The sequence below is a fragment of the Streptomyces sp. NPDC050418 genome (genome assembly GCF_044458745.1).
Taxonomy (GTDB): Bacteria; Actinomycetota; Actinomycetes; order Streptomycetales; family Streptomycetaceae; genus Streptomyces.
In genome coordinates, this window is record NZ_JBITIG010000009.1 from 201,943 (window position 1) to 222,960 (window position 21,018).

Consider the following 21,018-nt stretch of genomic DNA (forward strand, 5'->3'; position numbering starts at 1 on the left):
CACCCCAAACCGCCCGCTATCCTGGAGCGTCACCCCAGCCCCGGACGCCGTGAGGAGTAGTCGTGCGTATCGATCTGCACACCCACTCCACGGCCTCCGACGGGACCGACAGCCCGGCCGAGCTCGTCCGGAAGGCGCGCGCCCAGGGTCTGGACGTCGTCGCGCTGACCGATCACGACACCACGCGGGGGCACAAGGAGGCGGCCGCTGCGGTCCCCGAGGGGCTCACGCTCGTGACCGGCGCCGAGCTGTCGTGCCGTCTCGATGGCACCGGCCTCCACCTCCTCGCGTACCTCTTCGACGCCGACGAGCCCGCCCTCCTCGCCGAGCGCGAACTCGTCCGTGACGACCGTGTCCCGCGCGCCCGCGCCATGGTCGGCAAGCTCCAGGAGCTGGGCGTCGACGTCGAGTGGGACCAGGTGACCCGTATCGCCGGGGACGGCTCCCTCGGGCGGCCGCACATCGCCGAGGCGCTCGTCGAGCGCGGTGTCGTGCCGACCGTCTCCGACGCCTTCACCGCCGACTGGCTCGCCGACGGCGGCCGCGCGTACGTCGCGAAGCACGAGCTCGACCCGTTCGAGGCGATCCGCCTGGTCAAGGCGGCCGGCGGCGTCACCGTCTTCGCGCACCCCCTCGCCGTCAAGCGCGGCAAGGTCGTGCCGGAGTCGGCCATCGCCGAGCTCGCCGCCGCCGGTCTCGACGGGATCGAGGCCGACCACATGGACCACGAGCCCGAGACCCGGGCCCGGCTCAAGGGGCTCGCGGCCGAACTGGGGCTCCTTGCCACCGGCTCCAGCGACTACCACGGCAGCCGCAAGACCTGCTCGCTCGGCGAGTACACCACCGACCCCGAGGTCTACGGCGAGATCATCCGCCGCGCGACCGGCGCGTTCCCCGTGCCCGGTACCGGGGGAGTGCGCGCGTAACCACGCGCCGCACCCGTCCCCTTTCCCCCCTCGACACCCGCAAGGCATCACCGTGTTCGACGTCGCCGTTTTCGGCTCCCTCTTCCTGACCCTTTTCGTGATCATGGACCCGCCCGGGGTCACCCCGATCTTCCTCGCCCTGACCGCGGGCCGTCCTGCCAAGGTCCAGCGCCGCATGGCCTTCCAGGCCGTGTGCGTGGCCTTCGGAGTGATCGCCGTGTTCGGTCTGGTCGGGCATCAGATCCTCGACTACCTGCATGTCTCCGTCCCCGCCCTGATGATCGCGGGCGGACTGCTCCTGCTGCTCATCGCGCTCGACCTGCTCACCGGCAAGACGGACGAGCCGAAGCAGACCAAGGACGTCAACGTCGCCCTCGTCCCTCTCGGCATGCCGCTGCTCGCCGGGCCCGGCGCGATCGTGTCGGTGATCCTCGCCGTGCAGAACGCGGACGGGTTCAAGGGGCAGTTCTCGGTGTGGACCGCGATCGTCGCGATGCACGTCGTGCTCTGGGTCGTGATGCGCTACTCGCTGGTGATCATCCGTGTCATCAAGGACGGCGGCGTCGTCCTGGTCACCCGCCTGGCGGGCATGATGCTCTCCGCCATCGCGGTGCAGCAGATCATCAACGGTGTCACCCAGGTCATCCAGGGTTCCTAGCCCGCTGCCGGCTGCCCGCTGCCCGCGTACGCGAAAGGCCCCCGCGCATCCGTGCGCGGGGGCCTCGTACGTACTGCGTCAGTGTTATGAGTCCGCGGCGGTGGCCGGGCGGATATAGATGCGCTGGCCGCGAGCGGCGGCCTGCTGCACGATCCGGTTGACGGAGGCGGCGTCCACGACGGTGCTGTCCACGGCGGTTCCGTTGACATCGTCCAGGCGCATGATTTCGAAGCGCATAGGGCTTCTCCCTTCGTCCGGGTGATCCTCCTGAGGAGAACTGTGTGTCTTACGTAGGGGTCCAACGGCTTGCACGCTACAAACATTCCCTACGCTAAGGAAATTTTTTCACAGGCTAATTACCCGCGAGTAGCGGAACGGCTTGTGTTCGCAGCGTGACCGGACCGAGAATGACTGCCCTATGAACGAAGATGAGCTGGCCGCTGTCCTGTCGACCCGTATCGATCACACCAACGAGCTGCTGCAGCGCATGCTCGCGGAGGTGGCGAAGACCCCGTCGACCCATGCGATCTTCGTCGACGCCGGATATCTGTACGCCGCCGCCGGGCGGCTCGTCGCCGGCACGGAGGACCGCCGGTCCTTCGACCTCGACGCCGAGGGCCTGATCGACGCGCTGATCGACAAGGCCCGCACGATCTTCGCGGACAGCCGGCTGCTCCGCGTCTACTGGTACGACGGCGCGCGCCGCCGGATCCACACCTCCGAGCAGCAGTCGATCGCCGAGCTCCCCGACGTCAAGGTCCGCCTCGGCAACCTCAACGCCAACAACCAGCAGAAGGGTGTCGACTCGCTGATCCGCAGTGATCTGGAGTCGCTCGCCCGGCACCGCGCCATCAGCGACGCCGCGCTGATCGGCGGCGACGAGGACCTTGTCTCCGCGGTCGAGGCCGCCCAGGGGTACGGCGCGCGCGTCCACCTGTGGGGCATCGAGGCGCCCGACGGGCGCAACCAGGCCGAGCCGCTCCTGTGGGAGGTCGACAGCCAGCGCACGTTCGACCTCGACTTCATCAAGCCGTACGTGGCCCGGCGCACCGCCACCGCCTACGACCCGGCGGCCCCGCGGCCCGCGCGCGACGATGTCCGTTTCGTCGGGGCGCAGATCGCCGCGACCTGGCTGGGCTCGCGCGGGCGCGAGCAGATGGTCGAGCTGCTGCCCGGCCATCCGTATCTGCCGGGCCCGGTCGACCAGGACCTGCTCGTCGAGGCCGAGCGGCTGCTCCAGTACTCGCTGCGCGGGCAGGCGGATCTGCGGCGGGCGCTGCGGGACGGGTTCTGGGACCACCTTCAGGGGCAGGTGTAGTCCCCGCCGGTCATGTGGCAGCCGGCGGCGGGCGAGGGTGTTTTGTCCTCTTCAGGCGGACTTCAGGTGCCTGTGTGATGGTGGGGGAGCCGACGCACTCCCGTGTCGGCGGCAGCCATTCCCACGACGCGATGGAGCGCCTCTGATGACCAGCAACCGCCGACCTTCGACCCGTACCCGCACGCTGTGGACGACGGGGGCACTGGCCGGGGCGCTGGTGCTCTCGGTCTCGGCGTGCTCCTCGGACAGCGGCACGGAGTCGGGCGAGAAGCGCACGGCGGCCGCGCGCGCGAACGCGGAGAAGGCCGACGCGCCCGCCGCGCAGACCGAACCCGCGCAGGCCGCCCCGAAGGTCACGTACGACAAGGCGATCGAGGCCGCACAGAAGGAAGTCCCCGACGCCAAGGTCACCGAGGCCGAGTACGACGACGAGGACGGGGACTGGGAGGTCGACCTCGTCACCGCCGAGCCGCGCGCGCACAACGTCACCGTCGACGCGACCACCGGCAAGGTCGTACGCGCCCATGAGGACCGGATGCCCGACGACCAGCGCGACCGGTTGAAGTTCCCGCTGGCCAAGCTGGACGCGGCGACCGTCTCGCTCGACGAAGCGGCGGGCCGGGCGCTCAAGGAGGCGGGTGGCGGCTATGTCTCCAAGATCTCGATCGAGGGCACGGAACAGCGCCCGACCTGGGACGTCGAGGTCGTGGACGGCACCGTCCAGCACGAGATGGACATCGACGCGAAGAGCGGAGAGGTCGTCTCCAAGGAGACCGACCGCGACGACTGAGCGCGTCTCCTGAGGGCTGAGATCCCCTACTGGGCCTGCCCCTGGCCGGGCAGGCCGTCCCAGAAGGCGGTGAGCGCCGCGGCCGTCGGCCCGGGCCGGTCGGTGTTGGGGGAGTGTTCCGCTCCCGCGATGACCGTGCGGGCCGCGGCGAGCCGCCCCGCCATGGCGTCGAGCAGCGGTACGGGCCAGGTGTCGTCCCGTTCGCCGGACACGACGTGCAGCGGCAGACCCGTGGCGGCGAGTTCGGCCACACGGTCCGGTTCGGTCATCAACTGGCGTCCGGTGGCGGCGAGCTGGGCCGGGCTGTGACGCAGCCAGCGGGCGCGCAGCTCGTCGTCCGTATCGGTCTCCTCGGGGGCGTCGAGCGCCTGGATCGCCTCCCACACCTGTGCCATCCCCATCACGGACAGCGCGTCGAGCAGCAGCTTGACGCGCTGCTGCTGTGAGGGCGAGATCTGTGCGGGCCCGGACGACATGAGCGTCAGGGAGCGGAACGGCGCGGCGTCGGTGAGCACCGCCGCGCGCGCGATCTGACCGCCGAGCGAGTGCCCGAGCAGATGCACCCGCTCGCCGCCGAGCGCGGCCTGCTGCGCCAGCACGTCCGCCGCCAACTCGCTCTGCCGGTACGTCGCTTCGTCGCCTTGGCGATACGGCTCCCCGTCCGAACCGGGCCCGGACGACGCGTACTGCCCCCGTCCGTCCACCGCCACGCTCCGGTACCCGGCGGCGGCCAGCGGCTCGTGCAGCGCGATGAAGTCCTCCTTGCTGCCGGTGTAGCCGGGCAGCAGCAGGACCGTGGCCTTCGGGGTGCCCTCGGGGCGCGCATCGATCACGGCGAACGCCCCGCGATCCGTGCTCAAGGTGGTGGCGTGCGCGCAGGGCGGCGGGGTGAACGTCGGCGGCCGGCTCATGCGTCGAGGCTAGACGAGGCGGATCGGCTCCAACGCTTTGACCTGCCCTTGACCAGCCCGTGGTCTCGGTGAGATAAGGCTTGGATAAGTTAGGGCAGCCTCACCTGGCCGGGCAGCTTCACCGGCCTGACCAACCCTCGCCCGGCCTGACCTTCTGGAGCCTTGATGCGCGCCACCCGTATAACCGTCGCCTCCGCCGCCGCCGTGACTCTTGCCGTCGTGGCCACCGGCTGCACGGAGAAGTCCGAGGGGAAGGCCGGGGACGACGGCCTGATCTCGGTCGTCGCGACCGACGACACCTGCGAGGTCGACAAGAAGGAGTTCCCGGCCGGGCACATCGAGCTCGCCGTGGAGAACAAGGGCTCCAAGGTCACCGAGGTCTACGTCCTCTACCCGGACGACCGCATCGTCACCGAGCGCGAGAACATCGGCCCCGGCACCAAGCAGAAGGTCACCGCCGAGGTGAAGGCCGGTTCGTACCAGATCGCCTGCAAGCCGGGCATGAAGGGCGACGGCATCCGCCAGCAGGTCAAGGCCACCGGCGGCGGCAAGACTGCCAAGCGCGACCCGAAGCTTGACGCCGCCGTGGCCGAGTACCGCAAGTACGTACAGGAGCAGGCCGACGAGACGCTGCCGCTCGCGCGCGCGTTCGCCAAGGCCGTGAAGGCCGGCGACCTGGACGCCGCGAAGAAGGCCTACGCCCCGTCCCGTATCGGCTGGGAGCGCACCGAGCCCGTGGCCGAGTCCTTCGGCGACATCGACCCCAAGGTCGACCTGCGCGAGGACGGGCTCGAAGAGGGCCAGGACCTGGAGAAGGACTGGACCGGCTGGCACCGCCTGGAGCGCTCGCTCTGGCAGGACAAGAAGATCACCGGCCGCGACAAGGAACTCGCCGACCTCCTGATCAAGGACCTGGAGGCCTGGCAGGACCGGGTCAACGAGGCCGAGATCACGCCCACTTCGATGGCGAACGGCGCCAAGGAACTCCTCGACGAGGTCGCCACCGGCAAGGTCACCGGCGAGGAGGAGCGCTACTCGCACACCGACCTCGTCGACTTCAAGGCCAACGTCGAGGGCGCCGAGAAGTCCTACGCGCTGCTCAAGCCGGTCGCCGAGAAGAACGACGCGGAGCTCACCAAGGAGCTCGACCGCCAGTTCAAGGCGCTCAACACGCTGCTCGACAAGTACCGCGAGGACAAGACGTCGTACGACTTCGTGTCCTACGACAAGCTCAGCAAGGCCGACACCAAGGAGCTCTCCGACGGGGTGAACGCCCTCGCCGAGCCGCTCTCGAAGCTGGCCGCCGCGGTCGTGAAGTAAGGGGCGGAGATGACTGACCAGCCCATATCCCCTCAGACGGATGCCCCTCAGGCGGATGCCCCGAGCCGCCGTTCGCTGCTCGGCTGGGGCGGCGCGGGCCTCGCGCTCGGCGCCGCCGCGGCCGGCGGCGCGGCCTTCGCGCTCGACGGCGGCGAGAACACCGTGCCCGTCGGCGAGGCCGGCGCGGCCGTACCGTTCCACGGCAGGCACCAGGCCGGTATCGCCACCGCGGTCCAGGACCGGCTGCACTTCGCCGCGTTCGACGTGAAGACCGAGGACCGCGAGGCGCTGATCCGGCTCCTCAAGGACTGGACCGAGGCCGCCGCCCTCATGACCCAGGGCCACCCGGTCGGCGAGGGCGCGTACGGCGGTCTCGCCGAGGCGCCCCCGGACGACACCGGCGAGGCCCTCGGCCTCAAGCCCTCGCGGCTGACGCTGACCGTCGGCTTCGGGCCCTCGCTCTTCGACGGCCGCTTCGGCCTGAAGGACCGGCGCCCCGAGGCGCTCGTCGACCTGCCGAAGTTCCCCGGCGACAACCTCGACGCGGCCCGCGGCGGCGGCGACCTGTGCATCCAGGCCTGCGCCGACGACCCGCAGGTCGCGGTGCATGCCATCCGCAACCTCGCCCGGATCGGCTTCGGCAAGGTCGCCGTGCGCTGGTCCCAGCTGGGCTTCGGCAAGACCTCGTCCACGACGCCCGACGCGCAGACCCCGCGCAACATGATGGGCTTCAAGGACGGTACCCGGAACATCGCAGGCACCGACAAGAAGAACCTCGCCAAGCACGTCTGGGTCGGCGAGAAGGACGGCCCGGACTGGATGACCGGCGGCTCCTACCTCGTGGCGCGCCGGATCCGGATGAACATCGAGACCTGGGACCGCACCTCGCTCAAGGAGCAGGAGGACATCTTCGGCCGGACGAAGGGCGAAGGCGCCGCGTACGGGAAGAAGCGCGAGCACGACGAGCCGAACCTCAAGGCCATGCCCGAGGTCGCCCACGTCCGCCTCGCCCACCCCGACTCCAACGGCGGCGCGATGATGCTGCGCCGCGGCTACTCCTTCACCGACGGCACGGACGGCCTCGGCCGCCTGGACGCGGGCCTGTTCTTCCTCGCGTACCAGCGCGACGTACGCGACGCGTTCATCCCCGTGCAGCTGCAGCTGGCCCGGCGCGACGTGCTCAACGAGTACATCCAGCACGTCGGTTCGGCAGTCTTCGCCGTCCCGCCGGGCGTGAGCGGTGACGACGACTGGTGGGGCAGCGCCCTGTTCACCGGCTCCGGGAAGGCGTGAGCGATGTTCGCCAACTATCTGATCGGGCTGCGTGAAGGCCTCGAAGCCTCCCTCGTCGTCTGCATCCTGGTCGCGTACCTGGTCAAGACCGACCACCGCAAGGCGCTGACGCCGGTCTGGACCGGGGTCGGGATCGCGGTCGCCGTCAGTCTCGCGTTCGGTGCCACGCTCCAATTCGGTACGAAGGACCTCACGTTCGAGGCCAAGGAGCTGATCGGCGGCGGCCTGTCGATCGTCGCCGTCGCCCTGGTGACCTGGATGGTCTTCTGGATGCGGCGCACCGCCCGCCACCTGAAGGCCGAACTTCACGGCAAGCTCGACTCGGCGCTCGCGCTCGGCACCGGCGCCCTGGTCCTCACGGCGTTCCTCGCCGTGGGCCGCGAGGGCCTGGAGACCGCGCTCATCGTGTGGAGCGCGGTGGACGCCGCCGACAGCGGCTGGGACCCGCTGATCGGCGCGGTCCTCGGCCTGCTGACCTCCGTGGTCATGGGCTGGCTGTTCTACCGCGGTGCCCTGCGCATCAACCTCGCGAAGTTCTTCAAGTGGACCGGCGGCATGCTGGTCGTCGTGGCCGCGGGCATCCTCGCGTACGGCGTCCACGACCTGCAGGAGGCACGCTTCCTCGGCGGACTCGCGGACAAGGCCTTCGACATCAGCGAGAGTTACCCGCCGGACACCTGGCACGCCACGCTGCTCAAGGGCATCTTCAACTTCCAGCCCGACCCGACGGTGCTCCAAGTCGCCGTCTGGGCCCTGTACTTGATCCCGACGCTGGCGCTGTTCCTGATGCCGGTACGGGCGTCGCGTACGGCGCAGGCAGCGGCACCCGCCGCCAAGGCGGAGGACGCTCCGGTGGCCGAACAGGGCTGAACCGGCAGGGTCGGACAGGGCTGAACCGCCCTACGCGCAAAGGCCGGTGGCCCGCACCCCTCGGACGAGGAGTGCGGGCCACCGGCCTTCTGCTGTGTGCTCAGCCCTCGGTGGGCTGCTCGGCCGAAGCGGCCGCCTTGCGCGTGCGGCGCCGGCGCGGCTTGGCCTCGCCCTCGCCGTCGGCCTTCGCCTCGGCCTTCGGGGCCTTCTCGGCCGCGGGCTTGGCCTCGGCCGCCGGAGCGGACTCGGCGGTCTTACGGGTCCGGCGGCGACGCGGCTTGGCGGCCGCCTCCTCCGCGGAGTCCTCGCCCTTGGCCGGGGTGACCTCGGCGGTCTCGAGCGCGGCGGCGGCCTCCGACGCACCGGCACCCGTACGGGTACGGCGCCGGCGGCGCGGCGTACGGACCGCGGACTCCTCCACGGACTCCGCGGCGTCCTTCGTGCCCTCGGTCGCGGCGGGAGCCTCGGCGGCTCCGTCCACGGAGGCACCGCCGCGGGTACGGCGGCGCTGACGCGGCGTGCGCGTACGGGCCGGGCGCTCCTCGGTCTTCTCGGCGGTCCTGCCGCCACGGCCGCGCCCACGGCCGTTACGGCCGCCCGGCTCGCCCAGGTCCTCGAGCTCCTCGGCGTCCAGACCCGCACGCGTGCGCTCGGCGCGCGGCAGAACACCCTTCGTGCCCTCGGGGATACCGAGGTCGGTGAAGAGGTGCGGGGACGAGGAGTACGTCTCGGCCGGGTCGTTGAAGTCCAGCTCGAGCGCCTTGTTGATCAGCTGCCAGCGCGGGATGTCGTCCCAGTCGACCAGCGTGATCGCGGTGCCCTTGTTGCCCGCGCGGCCGGTGCGGCCGATGCGGTGGAGGTAGGTCTTCTCCTCCTCCGGGGACTGGTAGTTGATGACGTGCGTGACGCCCTCGACGTCGATACCGCGCGCGGCGACGTCGGTGCACACCAGCACATCGACCTTGCCGTTGCGGAACGCGCGCAGCGCCTGCTCGCGGGCGCCCTGGCCCAGGTCGCCGTGGACGGCGCCGGAGGCGAAGCCGCGCTTCTCCAGCTGCTCGGCGATGTCGGCCGCCGTGCGCTTCGTACGGCAGAAGATCATCGCGAGCCCGCGGCCGTCGGCCTGCAGGATGCGCGAGACCATCTCCGGCTTGTCCATGTTGTGCGCGCGGTAGACGAACTGCGCGATGTTCGCGACGGTCGCACCCTCGTCGTCCGGCGCCGTGGCGCGGATGTGCGTGGGCTGTGACATGTAGCGGCGGGCGAGACCGATGACGGCGCCCGGCATGGTGGCCGAGAACAGCATGGTCTGGCGCTTCGCCGGAAGCATGTTGATGATCTTCTCGACGTCGGGCAGGAAGCCCAGGTCGAGCATCTCGTCGGCCTCGTCGAGGACCAGGCACTTCACCTTCGACAGGTTCAGCTTCTTCTGGCCCGCGAGGTCGAGAAGACGGCCCGGGGTGCCGACGACCACGTCGACGCCCTTCTTGAGGGCCTCGACCTGCGGCTCGTAGGCACGGCCGCCATATATGGCGAGGACGCGCACGTTGCGCACCTTGCCCGCGGTGAGCAGGTCGTTGGTGACCTGGGTGCACAGCTCGCGGGTCGGGACGACGATGAGCGCCTGCGGCGCCTCGGTGAGGTCCTCGGGCTTGGCGCGGCCGGCCTCGACGTCGGCGGGCACGGTGACGCGCTCGAGCAGCGGCAGGCCGAAGCCCAGCGTCTTGCCCGTGCCGGTCTTGGCCTGGCCGATGACGTCGGTCCCGGAGAGCGCGACGGGGAGCGTCATCTCCTGGATCGGGAACGGATTGACGATGCCGACGGCCTCAAGGGCCTCGGCGGTCTCGGGAAGGATCCCGAGCTCTCGGAAAGTCGTGGGCGTGTTCAGGGTGCTGCCTCTTCTGTGAGACGCGGCACGAGGCGAACGCTGGGGGTCTGACCGGGCGGGACCTGGAAAATGTCCAGTCCGCCGGTGGCCGGCCGGTAGCTTCCGGCTGCTAGGCGCAGGCCGGGTGGCGCGGGACCACAGCCGTCGCTCGAGCGCTCATGCCGCTGAGGGGCCCCTCCGGGACGTACATGCACGTACGCACTTGAGGGCTGTCGGGTCGGAGCCGATCGGGCCACCGACCGGGCATCCTCATTCGGATGGCCCGTCGAGGCGGCCGAACCGCTTCGTACCTCTCGTACGCAGCAGTAATCCGGCCACGGCTCAGCGGGCGCTTTACCACTGTACCCCGAGTACCCGCAGGCGTGTCTGTCAAATTCCTCACGTCACGCTGGTCACAGCCGTTGAGCAGGGGCTTACCAGGCGGTGCGGGCGGGCTATTGTGCGCTTCATGGAGACGCCTGACAAGACGACTGACAGCAGCACGGACGCGGCCACCGAGACCCCGGCTCCCACCGGAATCGCCGCTCAGGACTGGGCCACGGCGAGCGCCGACCCGCAGTACCGCGCCGCGGTCGTCGACCTCCTCGGTGCCCTTGCCTACGGTGAGCTCGCCGCGTTCGAGCGCCTCGCCGAGGACGCGAAGCTGGCGCCGACGCTGGCCGACAAGGCCGAGCTGGCGAAGATGGCCTCGGCCGAGTTCCACCACTTCGAGCAGCTGCGCGACCGGCTCTCCGCGATCGGCGCCGAGCCGACCGAGGCGATGGACCCCTTCGTCGCCGCGCTCGACGGCTTCCACCGGCAGACGGCCCCGTCGGACTGGCTGGAGGGCCTGGTCAAGGCGTACGTGGGCGACTCGATCGCCTCCGACTTCTACCGCGAGGTCGCGGCCCGCCTCGACAGCGATACGCGCGCCCTGGTGCTGGCCGTCCTCGACGACACGGGCCACGCCTCGTTCGCCGTGGAGAAGGTGCGCGCCGCGATCGACGCCGACCACCGCGTGGGCGGCCGTCTCGCACTGTGGGCCCGCCGTCTCATGGGCGAGGCCCTGTCGCAGTCGCAGCGGGTCGTGGCGGACCGGGACGCGCTCTCCACGATGCTCGTGGGCGGGGTCGCGGACGGGTTCGACCTCGCGGAGGTCGGGCGGATGTTCTCGCGGATCACCGAGGCGCACACGAAGCGGATGGCTGCGCTGGGGCTCGCTGCGTAAGGCGGGCTCCGCCTCAGATGCCGGCGGGGCTGAACTTCCCTGAGCGCACCAGGAGCGACACCGAGGCCAGGGCCACCACCACCGCGCCGCCGAGCGTCGCCGGTGCGTGGCCCGGGCCCAGGGACGAGTGCGTGATCAGGGCGCCGAAGACCGCTCCGCTCGCGCCGGTCGCGAGGACGAGCCGGCGGGACGGCAGCCGGCTCGGCAGGCGGTGGGACGCGAGGAGGGCGAGCGCGAGCCCCAGCAGAGCGGAGGCGAGTGCTTCCAGGATCATGAGGTCCTCCTGCGCGGCCCGGGGTGCAAAACGGTCACAGCCGGTCCTACCCGGGGTGCGCGGAATGCAACCCTCCCGCGCGGCAGGCGACTTGAGCCCTGCGCGAACACGGCGCGAACACGGCGCGAACCAAAGGGACGGGCCCCGGAGAGTTCACCTCCGGGGCCCGTCCCGTTCATCTTCGGCGGCGCGGATCAGAGCGCGCTGAAACCCACCTTGCGGGCGGTCGGCTCGCCGAGCTCGACATACGCGAGCCGGTCGGCCGGCACCAGGACCTTGCGGCCGTGGTCGTCCTCGAGAGTGAGCAGCTGAGACTTGCCGCTCAGCGCCTCGGACACCGCCTTCTCGACCTCTGCGGCGGTCTGGCCGCTCTCCAGAACGATCTCGCGCGGCGCGTGCTGCACGCCGATCTTGACCTCCACGGCTTTGTCCCTCCGACGGTCAGTGATGCGCGGGCGTCCGCGCCGTACGCGCCAACATTAGCCCGGTGAGGGGACTCGGCAGCGCGCCGCCGTGCACGCTCGCAGCGAACATCAGGAAGGAATACGCGGCCGTGTCACCCAAGGGCGACCGGTGCCCCGCCGGACAGGCCCTAGTGCTGGTCGGTGCCGTGCAGCGGGAAGCCCGCCACACCCCGCCACGCCAGCGACGTCAGCAGACCGACCGCCTTGTCGCGGTCGACCTTGGACTCGCTGTGCAGCCAGTAGCGCGCCACGACCTGGGCGAAACCGCCCAGACCGACGGCGAGCAGCATCGACTCGTCCTTCGAAAGGCCGGTGTCCTCGGCGATGACCTCACTGATCGCGGTGGCGCACTCCAGCGTCACCTTCTCGACCCGCTCGCGCACGGCCGGCTCATTGGTGAGGTCCGACTCGAAGACAAGACGGAACGCGCCGCCCTGGTCCTGTACGTACGCGAAGTACGCGTCCATCGTCGCGGCCACGCGCAGCTTGTTGTCCGTCGTGGACGCCAGCGCGGTGCGCACCGAGGTCAGGAGCGACTCGCAGTGCTGGTCGAGAAGTGCGAGATAGAGGTCGAGCTTGCCGGGGAAGTGCTGGTAGAGCACCGGCTTGCTGACACCCGCGCGCTCGGCGATATCGTCCATCGCCGCCGCGTGGTAACCCTGCGCAACGAAGACTTCCTGGGCCGCGCCCAGAAGCTGGTTGCGGCGGGCCCGGCGCGGCAGGCGGGTGCCCCGCGGGCGAGCCGCGGCCTCGGTCTGCTCGGTGGCTGTCACGCCGCCTCCCCATACATGAACGTTCCTTGTGCGGTGTGCTGCCGCTTCGCCATCGTACTTTTCGGTAACCGTGGTGTGCGCGGTGCGGAGGCAGAATTTCACGGACCGGCGACTTGTTGAGCGGTGTTCACCGTTGTTCGCATGATCTGCGGCATTCCGCACCCGGTCAGTGGTAATCAGCGGGAATCAGCGGTAGTCCTCCTCGTCAAGATCCACCACCCTGGCCTGTTCCGCGACATCCGCGGCGTTTGCGGCCGCGGGATCAAAACCTTCCGCGGAGTCGTCCTGGTGCTGCCGCAGCTCGGTCCGCTGCTCGGCGGCGTCGGCCTCCGGGGCATCCGGATCGAGGGCGAGATCCTGCTCGAAGGTGTCCGGCTCGGTGGGGTCGACCGTCATGACTGCCTCCCTCTCTGGGAAGAAAAGGCAGGGGACAGGGCGAATGCCCTTCCCTCATGAGCGTAGGAGAGTCCGTTTCCGGGCGCTACGCGATCGTGTGACCGCGAACACGTGATCCAACGCGTGATCGTCTCGTAACATCGCTCTATGTCTTCGACCGAGCTGCCCGGTGCCGTCGCCGCCGCGGCGACCCCGAAAACGCTGCCGGTGCGGGTCGCCGAGGGCGAGAAGCTGCGCCAGGTGTCCCTTCCGGGGCTGACGCTCGCGGTGCGCTCGAGACCGCCGGTCCGTGCCGGTCTGCCGCCCGCCCTGTTCGTGCACGGGCTCGGCGGCTCCTCGCAGAACTGGTCGGCGCTGATGCCGCTGCTCGAGGACGTCGTGGACTGCGAGGCGGTCGATCTGCCCGGCTTCGGCGACTCGCCGCCGCCGGACGACAGCAACTACTCGGTGACCGGGCACGCCCGCGCGGTGATCCGGCTGCTCGACGCGAGCGGCCGCGGGCCGGTGCATCTGTTCGGCAATTCGATGGGCGGCGCGGTCGCCACCCGGATCGCCGCGGTCCGGCCCGATCTCGTACGGACCCTCACCCTTGTCTCGCCCGCACTGCCCGAGATCCGGGTGCAGCGCACCGCGATGCCGACCGCGCTGGTCGCGCTGCCGGGCGTCGCCCAGCTCTTCGCGAAGCTGACGAAGGACTGGACGCCGGAGATGCGGACGCGCGGCGTGATGTCCCTTTGCTACGGCGACCCCGGGCGGGTCACCCCCGAGGGCTTCGCGCACGCGGTGCAGGAGATGGAGCGACGCCTTCAGCTCCCGTACTTCTGGGACGCGATGGCCCGTTCGGCGCGCGGCATCGTGGACGCGTACACCCTCGGCGGCCAGCACGGACTGTGGCGCCAGGCCGAGCGGGTGCTCGCGCCGACGCTGCTGGTGTACGGCGGGCGGGACCAGCTGGTCTCGTACCGCATGGCACGCAAGGCCGCCCGCGCGTTCCGCGGCTCGCGGCTGCTGTCGCTGCCCGAGGCGGGGCATGTGGCGATGATGGAGTATCCGGACGTGGTGGCCACGGCCGTACGTGAACTGCTCGCCGCGCAAGGCGACTTGACGGTGGAGAGCTGAGGCGGCCCGTGGGCAGGCATGCGCGCAAAGGCGGGAAGAACGCCGGGGACGCGAGGGGTTCGGGGGATGCGAGGGACACCGGGGCGATACCCGTCGTCCCCACGGGATCCGCGGACGGGACGGGGCGCCGTCGGCGCCCGGGCCCCGATGGGCCGCCGCCGCAGGGATACCCGGCCGGGGCGCAGGGGTGGCCCGCCGGCCCGCCCCGTCACGACCTGACCCCGCCGCGAGGCGTGCCGCAGGCGCGCCCCGACATGACACCGCCGCGCGGGATGCCGCAGGCCAGGCCCGGGATGCCGCCGCAGGGCCGCCCGGCGATGACCCCGCCGCACGGCACCCCGCGCGTCCCACCGCCCTCCGCGGGGCGGGCGCATCCGCAGCAGCGTGAGGGCGGGGGCGGCTGGGGCGCGATACCCGGCGGCCCGCAGCAGCGCGTCACGTCGACGGGGCCGCTGCCCCGGGTGACGCAGACGGGTCCGCAGCCTCGTATCTCGCAGACGGGTCCGCAGCCGCGCGTGACCCAGACGGGACCGCAGCCGCGCGTCACTCAGACCGGGCCGCAGCCTCGTATCTCGCAGACGGGACCGCAGCCGCGCGTCACCCAGACGGGACCGCAGCCTCGGATCACGCAGACCGGACCGCAGCCGCGCGTCACCCACACGGGACCCCAGCCCCGCATCACGCAGACCGGCCCCCAGCCCCGTATCCCCGGGCCTCGTCAGGAGTACGTCTCCGCTTTCGACGGGGCCGACGGGCTCGATCCCCTCGCCGACGACCCGGATCTCTTCGACCCGGCGTCCCGCCGGCCTTCCCGTGATCCGTACGCCGCCGTCACCGACTACCGGCACGAGCTGGCCGCGGACGAGGCGCCGCAGGCCGCGCCCGTCCGGCGGGATCCGCCGCAGAAGAACACCAAGGGGCGCACCTTCACCGGGATCGCGGCCGCCGCCGTGACCACCGTGCTCGCGGTGGTCGTCGCCGGGCAGGTCACCGACGGGCGCGACAAGGACCCGCAGGCGCAGGCCGCCGACGCCAAGGGCGGTGAACGGGGCGGTGCCTCGGAGGCCTCGCGGTCCGACGAGCGGGAGTCCGCGCCCACGCCGCTCACGTACGAGCAGAAGATGGCCAAGCGGAACGACCTGCCGCCGAAGCGGGCGAGCGGCGAGTTCGAGGCGGTCGGCGGGGCCGCGAAGGCGCCGGGCGCCGGGCGGAAGTGGACCTACCGCGTGGACGTCGAGAAGGGACTCGGCCTGGACGGCGGGCTGTTCGCCGAGGCCGTGCAGAAGACCCTGAACGACGACCGGAGTTGGGCGCACAAGGGCGAGCGGACCTTCGAGCGGGTCGCCGACGGGGACGCGGACTTCGTGATCACGCTGGCCAGCCGGGGCACCACCGCCGAGTGGTGCAAGAAGTCCGGTCTGGACACGACGGTGGACAACGTCTCCTGCGACTCCGCCGCCACGGACCGCGTGATGATCAACGCGGACCGGTGGGCGCAGGGCGCCGAGACGTACGGCGACGCGATCTTCGCGTACCGGCAGATGCTCATCAATCACGAGGTCGGCCACCGGCTCGGCTTCAACCACGTCACGTGCAGCGCCGACGGGGCGCTCGCGCCCGTGATGCAGCAGCAGACGAAGTTCCTGGAGGCCGACGGCATCTCGTGCCGGGCCAACCCCTGGGCGTACCCCCGGAGTTGAGCCGCACACCTTGTTGTGCGGCGCAAGCCATGGGCCGGGTCTGACCATGCGTAATCGATTGCGCGCCTAGCGCGACGAAACGCTACCCGGCCAGGAAAGTTACGGCCGTTCACCCCTTCTGGTGGCGCGATGGACAACCGTCCATCGCGCCACCGGCATATCCGCATACGTTCGTTTCGCGGGGGGCCACCGGGACCACACGGGATCGCGGAGCCCCAGTCAAGGGAAGATCGGGGGTGTACTCGTGCGCATCGGACTGCTCACGGAGGGTGGCTATCCGTATGTGACGGGTGAGGCCAGACTCTGGTGCGATCGCCTCGTGCGCGGGCTCGACCGGCATGAGTTCGACATCTTCGCGCTCAGCCGCAGCGCGCACCAGGAGGAGCAGGGGTGGATCCAGCTGCCGCCCCAGGTGCACCGGGTGCGCACGGCTCCGCTGTGGACGGCCGAGGACGACGGGGTGGTGTACGGCAGGCGCGCACGGCGCCGCTTCGCCGAGCACTGGGGGGAGCTGGCCGCGGCCGTCTGTGCCGAGGGGAGCGCCGGGGCGGACCGTTTCGCCAACGGGCTCTACGGGCTCGCCGACCTGGAGCGCGAGGAGGGCGGGCTCGCCGCCGCGCTGCGCTCCGAGGCGGCCGTCGGCGTCCTGGAGAAGGCGAGCCGCGCGGCCGGTGCGCCGCGGGCCGCGCGCCAGGCGCGGGTGGCCGATCTGCTGACCGTCGCCGGGCTGATCGAGCGCACACTGCGGCCGCTCACGCTCGACTGGTACGAGGAGGTCGAGGGCGGCCTCGGTGCCGTCGACCTGTGCCATGCCGCGTCGGGGGGCGCGGCGGCGCTGCCGGGGCTGCTGGCGAAGCGCTTCTTCGGCGTGCCGCTCCTCGTCACGGAGTACGGAGTGCAGTTGAGGGCGCATTACCTGGGGGCCGCGGGCACGCTGAGCGCGCCCGCGCGTGCGCTGCTCGCGGGCTTCCACGGCCGGCTCGCCGAAGAGGTCTACCGGCAGGCCGAGTTGATCACCCCGGGCAATACGCACGCGCGCCGCTGGCAGGAGCGCTGCGGCGCCGACCGGGCCAAGCTGCGCACGGTGTATCCGGGGATGGAGTCCTCGCGCTTCGCGGAGGTCGGCGAGTCGACCGAACTCGCCGATCCCGACACGTTGGTGTGGGTCGGGCGGATCGAGCCCTCGAAGGACCTCATCGCGTTGCTCCACGCCTTCGCGGAGATCCGCAAGGAGGAGCCGAAGGTGCGGCTGCGCATCGTCGGCGCCCCGGCGGACGGGCCCGAGGCGGCCACGTATCTCGCGCATTGCGAGGCGCTCGCGGCGCAGCTCTTCCCCGACGAGGCGGAGGGGGTGCACGCGGTCGGCGACAACCCCGTCTCCTTCGAGGAGATCGGCGGGCCCGAGGTGCCCGAGCTCGCCGATGCGTACGGGGCGGGCAGTGTCGTCGTCCTGTCCAGCGTGGTCGAGGGCTTCCCGATCAGCCTGGTCGAGGCGATGTTCTGCGGCCGGGCCACGGTGTCGACGGACGTCGGCGCGGTGGTCGAGGTCATCGGCGGTACGGGGCTCGTGGTGCCCCCGCGCAATCCGCGGGCGCTCGCGGATGCCTGCCTGGCGCTGCTGCGGGATCCCGAACGGCGGGACCGGCTGGGCGCGGCGGCGCGGGCGCGCGCCCTGGAGCTCTTCACGGTGGACCAGAACATCGCGGCATTTCACAGCATTTACCTGGAGATCGTCTCGCACCATCCCGTACGGAGGGAGGCGCTGGACGAGGCCGGGGAGCCGCAGCCGTTCGCCAATCCGGCCGAGGTGTTCGTGCCCGGGCGGTGGACCGCCGGGCCCGAGCGGGGGCCCACATGGGCCGCGCCGGCTTCACCTCCGGTTGAGGACGAGCCCGTGGGGGCCGTGGCCGTCGTCGAGGGGGAGCGGTGAGCGAGAACCGTACGCCCGCGGAGGCGGATGGGCCCACCACCCCGGTGACGCCCGGGAGTTGGGACACACGGTCCGAGGAAGTGCTCGCCGGGGCCGCGCTCACGGGCTCGCGTACGGACGCAGCCGGGGGTTCACATACGGATGCGTCCGGCGGCTCACGTGCCGCGGAGGTGTCGGCGGTGAAAGGGAAAGCGCGCAGGCCCGGCGGGCGCCGGGGCGGGGTCGACCCCGTGAAGGCGCTGATGCACCGGCACCGCGAGCTGTGCGAACAGGCCGTGGATCCGCTGGAGATCGCCGCCGGTCTTGAGGCCCACGGCGTCACGGACCGTACGGCGGCGCGGTTCCGGCACCGCGATGTGTTCTCGCTCGCCGAGGAGATGTACGCACGGGCCGCGCGCGACGAGGAAGCGGCGCCCGTCCTGGTGCCCGCCCCTCCGGTGGCCGGGCCCCAAGTCCCCGTCGGATGGGCCGTGTTCGCGATGCTGCCCGGCGCGGTGTGCGCCATGGCGGTGGCCGCGCTCGACCTCACCTCCGGTACGGGGAAGCTTGTCGCGGGGGCGCTCGGTGCGCTGGCCGTGGGGATCGCGCTCCGGGTCGCGCTGCGGCAGGGGCCGCTGCGGGTGCTCGGGCGGCAGGTCGGGGCCACGCGGATGTGGACCGGCTGTCTGATCGCGTACGCGCTCCTCGGCGAAGGGCTGCTCTCCGGGATTCTCCGCGGCGGGCCCGAAGGGCCCTGGCCGGTGCATACGGCACCCGTGCTCGGGCTCGCGCTCGCCGTGCTGCCCGCGGCGTGGTGCGCGCGGATGTTCGCGGTGCAGAGCGCGCGGACGCTCGCGGCGAGCCGGGGGCTCGACGACTTCGCTGACGCGGTGCGGCCGTTGCTCGGCGGCGTGTTCGCGGTGTTCCTCGCGGCGCTGCTCTGTCTGTTGCTCGCGACCGGGGCGGTGCTGGGGGAGGGAGCGCGGGGGATCGGTCCCGCGGTCGCGCTCGGGGCGCTGCTGCTGCTCGCGCGGTTGCTGGAGGTGCACGGCTTCCCGGACGCGGGGGCGCTCATGCTGGGCGCAGCCTGTGCGGCCGAAGGGCTGGCGCTGGCGACCTCTCTCGGCGGGCGGCTGCCCGGCTTCGACTTCCTTGGCGCGCCCGTCTCGTCCCTCGTCGGGGCGTGGGGGCCGGGGGCCGTTCCGGTCCTCGCGTGCGGAGGTGCGGCGGGGGTGCTGCTGGTGCATGCGATGCGGCGGATGACGCGGGCGTCGGCGCATGCGGAGGGGGTGCGGTGAGGCCGGTCGTGGGGGCCCCGCCCACCAAGCCGGCCCCACCAGCCCACCGCCGGCTTCCCGCACCCGAGCCCCACCCCACCCCACCCCACCAACCTCCCCCAACCCGAACAGCCCTGAGGAGTACCAACGATGTGCATGTGTGAGGAACGGAACGGTGGAGGCGGGCGATGAGGGTTCTGTTGCTCGGGGCCAATGGGTATCTGGGGCGGTTTGTGGCTGATCGGCTGTTGGCCGATCCGGCCGTGCAGCTGACCGCGCTCGGGCGTGGGGACGACGCCGATGTGCGGTTCGATCTCGCGAGTGGGAGTCCTGGCGCCCTGACCAGGTTTCTCGATGCCGTGCATCCCGGTGTCGTGGTGAACTGTGCGGGGGCCACCCGAGGCGGCGCCCGGGACCTGACACGGCACAACACCGTCGCCGTGGCCACCGTCTGCGAGGCGTTACGCAGGAGCGGCTGCGGGGCCCGGCTGGTGCAGCTGGGGTGCGCGGCCGAGTACGGGCCGAGCCAGCCGGGGTCCTCGACCGGTGAGGACGCGATTCCGCGGCCCGGCGGCCCGTACGGCGTGAGCAAGCTCGCCGCCACCGAGCTGGTGCTCGGCGCCGGTCTCGACGCCGTGGTGCTGCGGGTGTTCTCGCCCGCCGGGCCCGGCACCCCGGCCGGCTCCCCGCTCGGCCGCCTCGCCGAGGCCATGCGCCGCGCCATGCAGGCCGGTGACGGCGAGCTCAAGCTCGCGGGCCTCGGCGTGCAGCGCGACTTCGTGGACGTACGCGATGTCGCCAGGGCGGTGCACGCCGCCTCGCTCTCGGCGGCGCAAGGCGTCGTCAACATCGGGTCCGGGCGGGCCGTGAAGCTGCGCGACGCCGCGGCCGTGCTCGCCCGCGTCGCCGGATACGGCGGCGCCCTGCACGAACTGGACGGCGGACCGGGCGGACGGCCATCCATCGGCCACCCCCGTACCGAATCCGATACGGCACCCGCGGCCTACCCCTACCCGGACGGCTGCGGCAGCTGGCAGCAGGCCGATGTGCGCACCGCGCGCGACCGGCTCGGCTGGCGGCCCCGGATCAACCTCGAAGAGTCCCTCGCCGACATCTGGATGGAGGCGGCATGTCGCATCTGATCACCACCACGGGTACACCGCAGCAGACCGAGGGCACGACCATGGGCCTGGGCGTGCCCGGCTACGCCCACCCGCTGGTGGCCCCCATGGAGTGGGCCACCCTGACCCGTCCCGGCATTCCACTGCACTGGACTGTGCTGAATGTCGCCAATGGGCCGGGCGCCCGTCCCGATCCGCACTGTCTGGAAGCATCCGGAAAGCTCCGTAACGCCGGCACGCGTGTCCTCGGTCACCTCGACCTCGCCTTCGGCGCCCGCTCCTTCGGCGAGCTGGTCTCGGACGCGCACCGCTACCTCGACTGGTACCAGGTCGACGGTTTCTACGCGGACCGCGCCCCCACCGAGCGGGCCGCGCTGCCCGAGACCCGCAGGATCGCCGCCACCCTCAAGGCGCTCCTGCCCGACGGCCACCTGGTCTTCGGCCACGGAGCCCACCCGCACCCCGGATACGCCGAGAACGCCGACCAGTTGGTGACCTTCAGCGGCTCGTGGAGCGACTACCGCTGGTCGCAGGTCGCCGAGTGGACGGCCGACTACGAGCCCGAGAAGTTCTGCCACTTCGTGCACGGCATGCCGCTCGGTCACCTGGAGGAGGCCCTGCGCATCGCCCGCTGGCAGGGAGCGGGCACGATCTGGTTCACGGACCGCACGGACCAGCACCGCACGGTCGACCCCTTCGAGGCGCTGCCCGGGTACTGGGACGAAATCGTCTCGCGTATCGGACGGGGTGTCTCGGAATGAAGAAGGCTGTGGCAGCGTTACGGGAAGAACCACTGTTCGCATA

21 protein-coding genes are annotated in these 21,018 nt (G+C 71.5%); 14 read left to right on the forward strand and 7 right to left on the reverse strand.

Annotated elements, in window-relative coordinates:
- Positions 1–62 precede the first annotated feature (62 nt).
- Positions 63–926, forward strand: coding sequence for a PHP domain-containing protein (locus tag ACIBI4_RS23165; protein ID WP_399205889.1), 864 nt, complete (start codon positions 63–65; stop codon positions 924–926).
- Between the two features lie 52 nt (positions 927–978).
- Positions 979–1,584, forward strand: a complete 606-nt coding sequence (locus ACIBI4_RS23170) for a MarC family protein (RefSeq protein WP_399205890.1) — start codon at positions 979–981, stop codon at positions 1,582–1,584.
- Positions 1,585–1,668: 84 nt separating this feature from the next.
- Here ACIBI4_RS23170 and ACIBI4_RS23175 read toward each other — a convergent pair whose 3' ends face one another.
- Entirely contained in the window at positions 1,669–1,821 is a 153-nt protein-coding gene (locus tag ACIBI4_RS23175) for a hypothetical protein (RefSeq protein ID WP_399205891.1), read from the reverse strand.
- A 181-nt stretch (positions 1,822–2,002) separates the two neighbouring features.
- Between ACIBI4_RS23175 and ACIBI4_RS23180 the strand changes: the two genes are divergently transcribed.
- Positions 2,003–2,902: an NYN domain-containing protein gene (locus ACIBI4_RS23180; protein ID WP_399205893.1), complete on the forward strand. Its 900-nt coding sequence runs from the start codon at positions 2,003–2,005 to the stop codon at positions 2,900–2,902.
- Positions 2,903–3,047: 145 nt separating this feature from the next.
- Positions 3,048–3,692, forward strand: a complete 645-nt coding sequence (locus ACIBI4_RS23185; RefSeq protein WP_399205894.1) for a PepSY domain-containing protein — start codon at positions 3,048–3,050, stop codon at positions 3,690–3,692.
- A gap of 26 nt (positions 3,693–3,718) precedes the next feature.
- On the opposite strand, the gene ACIBI4_RS23190 is transcribed toward ACIBI4_RS23185, so the two are convergent.
- A complete protein-coding gene (locus ACIBI4_RS23190) occupies positions 3,719–4,603 on the reverse strand; it encodes an alpha/beta fold hydrolase (RefSeq protein WP_399205895.1) in 885 nt (294 codons plus the stop codon).
- Positions 4,604–4,768: 165 nt separating this feature from the next.
- Between ACIBI4_RS23190 and efeO the strand changes: the two genes are divergently transcribed.
- The 3 genes from efeO to efeU are packed head-to-tail and all read left to right on the forward strand — an operon-like array spanning position 4,769 to position 8,086.
- The gene (efeO, locus tag ACIBI4_RS23195; protein WP_399205896.1) at positions 4,769–5,923 is read left to right on the forward strand and encodes an iron uptake system protein EfeO; all 1,155 of its coding nucleotides are present in this window, start codon (positions 4,769–4,771) and stop codon (positions 5,921–5,923) included.
- Positions 5,924–5,932: 9 nt separating this feature from the next.
- Positions 5,933–7,216 (forward strand): iron uptake transporter deferrochelatase/peroxidase subunit, encoded by a 1,284-nt coding sequence (gene efeB, locus ACIBI4_RS23200; RefSeq protein WP_399205897.1) that lies wholly within the window; start codon positions 5,933–5,935, stop codon positions 7,214–7,216.
- A 3-nt stretch (positions 7,217–7,219) separates the two neighbouring features.
- Positions 7,220–8,086 carry an iron uptake transporter permease EfeU gene (efeU, locus tag ACIBI4_RS23205; RefSeq protein ID WP_399205898.1) on the forward strand — a complete coding sequence of 289 codons (867 nt, stop codon included), beginning with the start codon at positions 7,220–7,222 and terminating at the stop codon, positions 8,084–8,086.
- Between the two features lie 100 nt (positions 8,087–8,186).
- Here efeU and ACIBI4_RS23210 read toward each other — a convergent pair whose 3' ends face one another.
- Positions 8,187–9,875 (reverse strand): DEAD/DEAH box helicase, encoded by a 1,689-nt coding sequence (locus ACIBI4_RS23210; RefSeq protein ID WP_399205899.1) that lies wholly within the window; start codon positions 9,873–9,875, stop codon positions 8,187–8,189.
- A 538-nt stretch (positions 9,876–10,413) separates the two neighbouring features.
- On the opposite strand from ACIBI4_RS23210, the gene ACIBI4_RS23215 reads away from it, so the two are divergent.
- Complete coding sequence (locus ACIBI4_RS23215) at positions 10,414–11,181, forward strand: ferritin-like fold-containing protein (protein WP_399205900.1); 768 nt, start codon at positions 10,414–10,416, stop codon at positions 11,179–11,181.
- Between the two features lie 13 nt (positions 11,182–11,194).
- Here ACIBI4_RS23215 and ACIBI4_RS23220 read toward each other — a convergent pair whose 3' ends face one another.
- The 4 genes from ACIBI4_RS23220 to ACIBI4_RS23235 all read right to left on the reverse strand — a co-directional run bounded on the left by ACIBI4_RS23220 (position 11,195) and on the right by ACIBI4_RS23235 (position 13,088).
- Positions 11,195–11,455: a hypothetical protein gene (locus ACIBI4_RS23220; protein ID WP_399205901.1), complete on the reverse strand. Its 261-nt coding sequence runs from the start codon at positions 11,453–11,455 to the stop codon at positions 11,195–11,197.
- A gap of 194 nt (positions 11,456–11,649) precedes the next feature.
- Positions 11,650–11,877, reverse strand: coding sequence for a DUF3107 domain-containing protein (locus ACIBI4_RS23225; RefSeq protein WP_399205902.1), 228 nt, complete (start codon positions 11,875–11,877; stop codon positions 11,650–11,652).
- A 170-nt stretch (positions 11,878–12,047) separates the two neighbouring features.
- A complete protein-coding gene (locus ACIBI4_RS23230; protein WP_399205903.1) occupies positions 12,048–12,692 on the reverse strand; it encodes a TetR/AcrR family transcriptional regulator in 645 nt (214 codons plus the stop codon).
- Positions 12,693–12,878: 186 nt separating this feature from the next.
- On the reverse strand, positions 12,879–13,088 hold the full coding sequence (locus ACIBI4_RS23235; RefSeq protein ID WP_399205904.1) for a hypothetical protein: 210 nt from the start codon (positions 13,086–13,088) through the stop codon (positions 12,879–12,881).
- A gap of 147 nt (positions 13,089–13,235) precedes the next feature.
- On the opposite strand from ACIBI4_RS23235, the gene ACIBI4_RS23240 reads away from it, so the two are divergent.
- From ACIBI4_RS23240 to ACIBI4_RS23265, 6 genes are all read left to right on the forward strand, one after another.
- The gene (locus tag ACIBI4_RS23240; RefSeq protein WP_399205905.1) at positions 13,236–14,207 is read left to right on the forward strand and encodes an alpha/beta fold hydrolase; all 972 of its coding nucleotides are present in this window, start codon (positions 13,236–13,238) and stop codon (positions 14,205–14,207) included.
- A gap of 254 nt (positions 14,208–14,461) precedes the next feature.
- A complete protein-coding gene (locus tag ACIBI4_RS23245) occupies positions 14,462–15,907 on the forward strand; it encodes a DUF3152 domain-containing protein (RefSeq protein WP_399205906.1) in 1,446 nt (481 codons plus the stop codon).
- A 244-nt stretch (positions 15,908–16,151) separates the two neighbouring features.
- Positions 16,152–17,837, forward strand: a complete 1,686-nt coding sequence (locus tag ACIBI4_RS23250; protein WP_399205907.1) for a DUF3492 domain-containing protein — start codon at positions 16,152–16,154, stop codon at positions 17,835–17,837.
- Positions 17,834–19,114 carry a hypothetical protein gene (locus tag ACIBI4_RS23255; RefSeq protein ID WP_399205908.1) on the forward strand — a complete coding sequence of 427 codons (1,281 nt, stop codon included), beginning with the start codon at positions 17,834–17,836 and terminating at the stop codon, positions 19,112–19,114. Before ACIBI4_RS23250 ends, ACIBI4_RS23255 begins: the two co-directional genes overlap by 4 nt.
- Positions 19,115–19,281: 167 nt before the next feature.
- Positions 19,282–20,235, forward strand: a complete 954-nt coding sequence (locus ACIBI4_RS23260; RefSeq protein ID WP_399205909.1) for an NAD-dependent epimerase/dehydratase family protein — start codon at positions 19,282–19,284, stop codon at positions 20,233–20,235.
- Positions 20,223–20,975 carry a spherulation-specific family 4 protein gene (locus ACIBI4_RS23265; protein WP_399205910.1) on the forward strand — a complete coding sequence of 251 codons (753 nt, stop codon included), beginning with the start codon at positions 20,223–20,225 and terminating at the stop codon, positions 20,973–20,975. Before ACIBI4_RS23260 ends, ACIBI4_RS23265 begins: the two co-directional genes overlap by 13 nt.
- Positions 20,976–21,018: the final 43 nt, after the last annotated feature.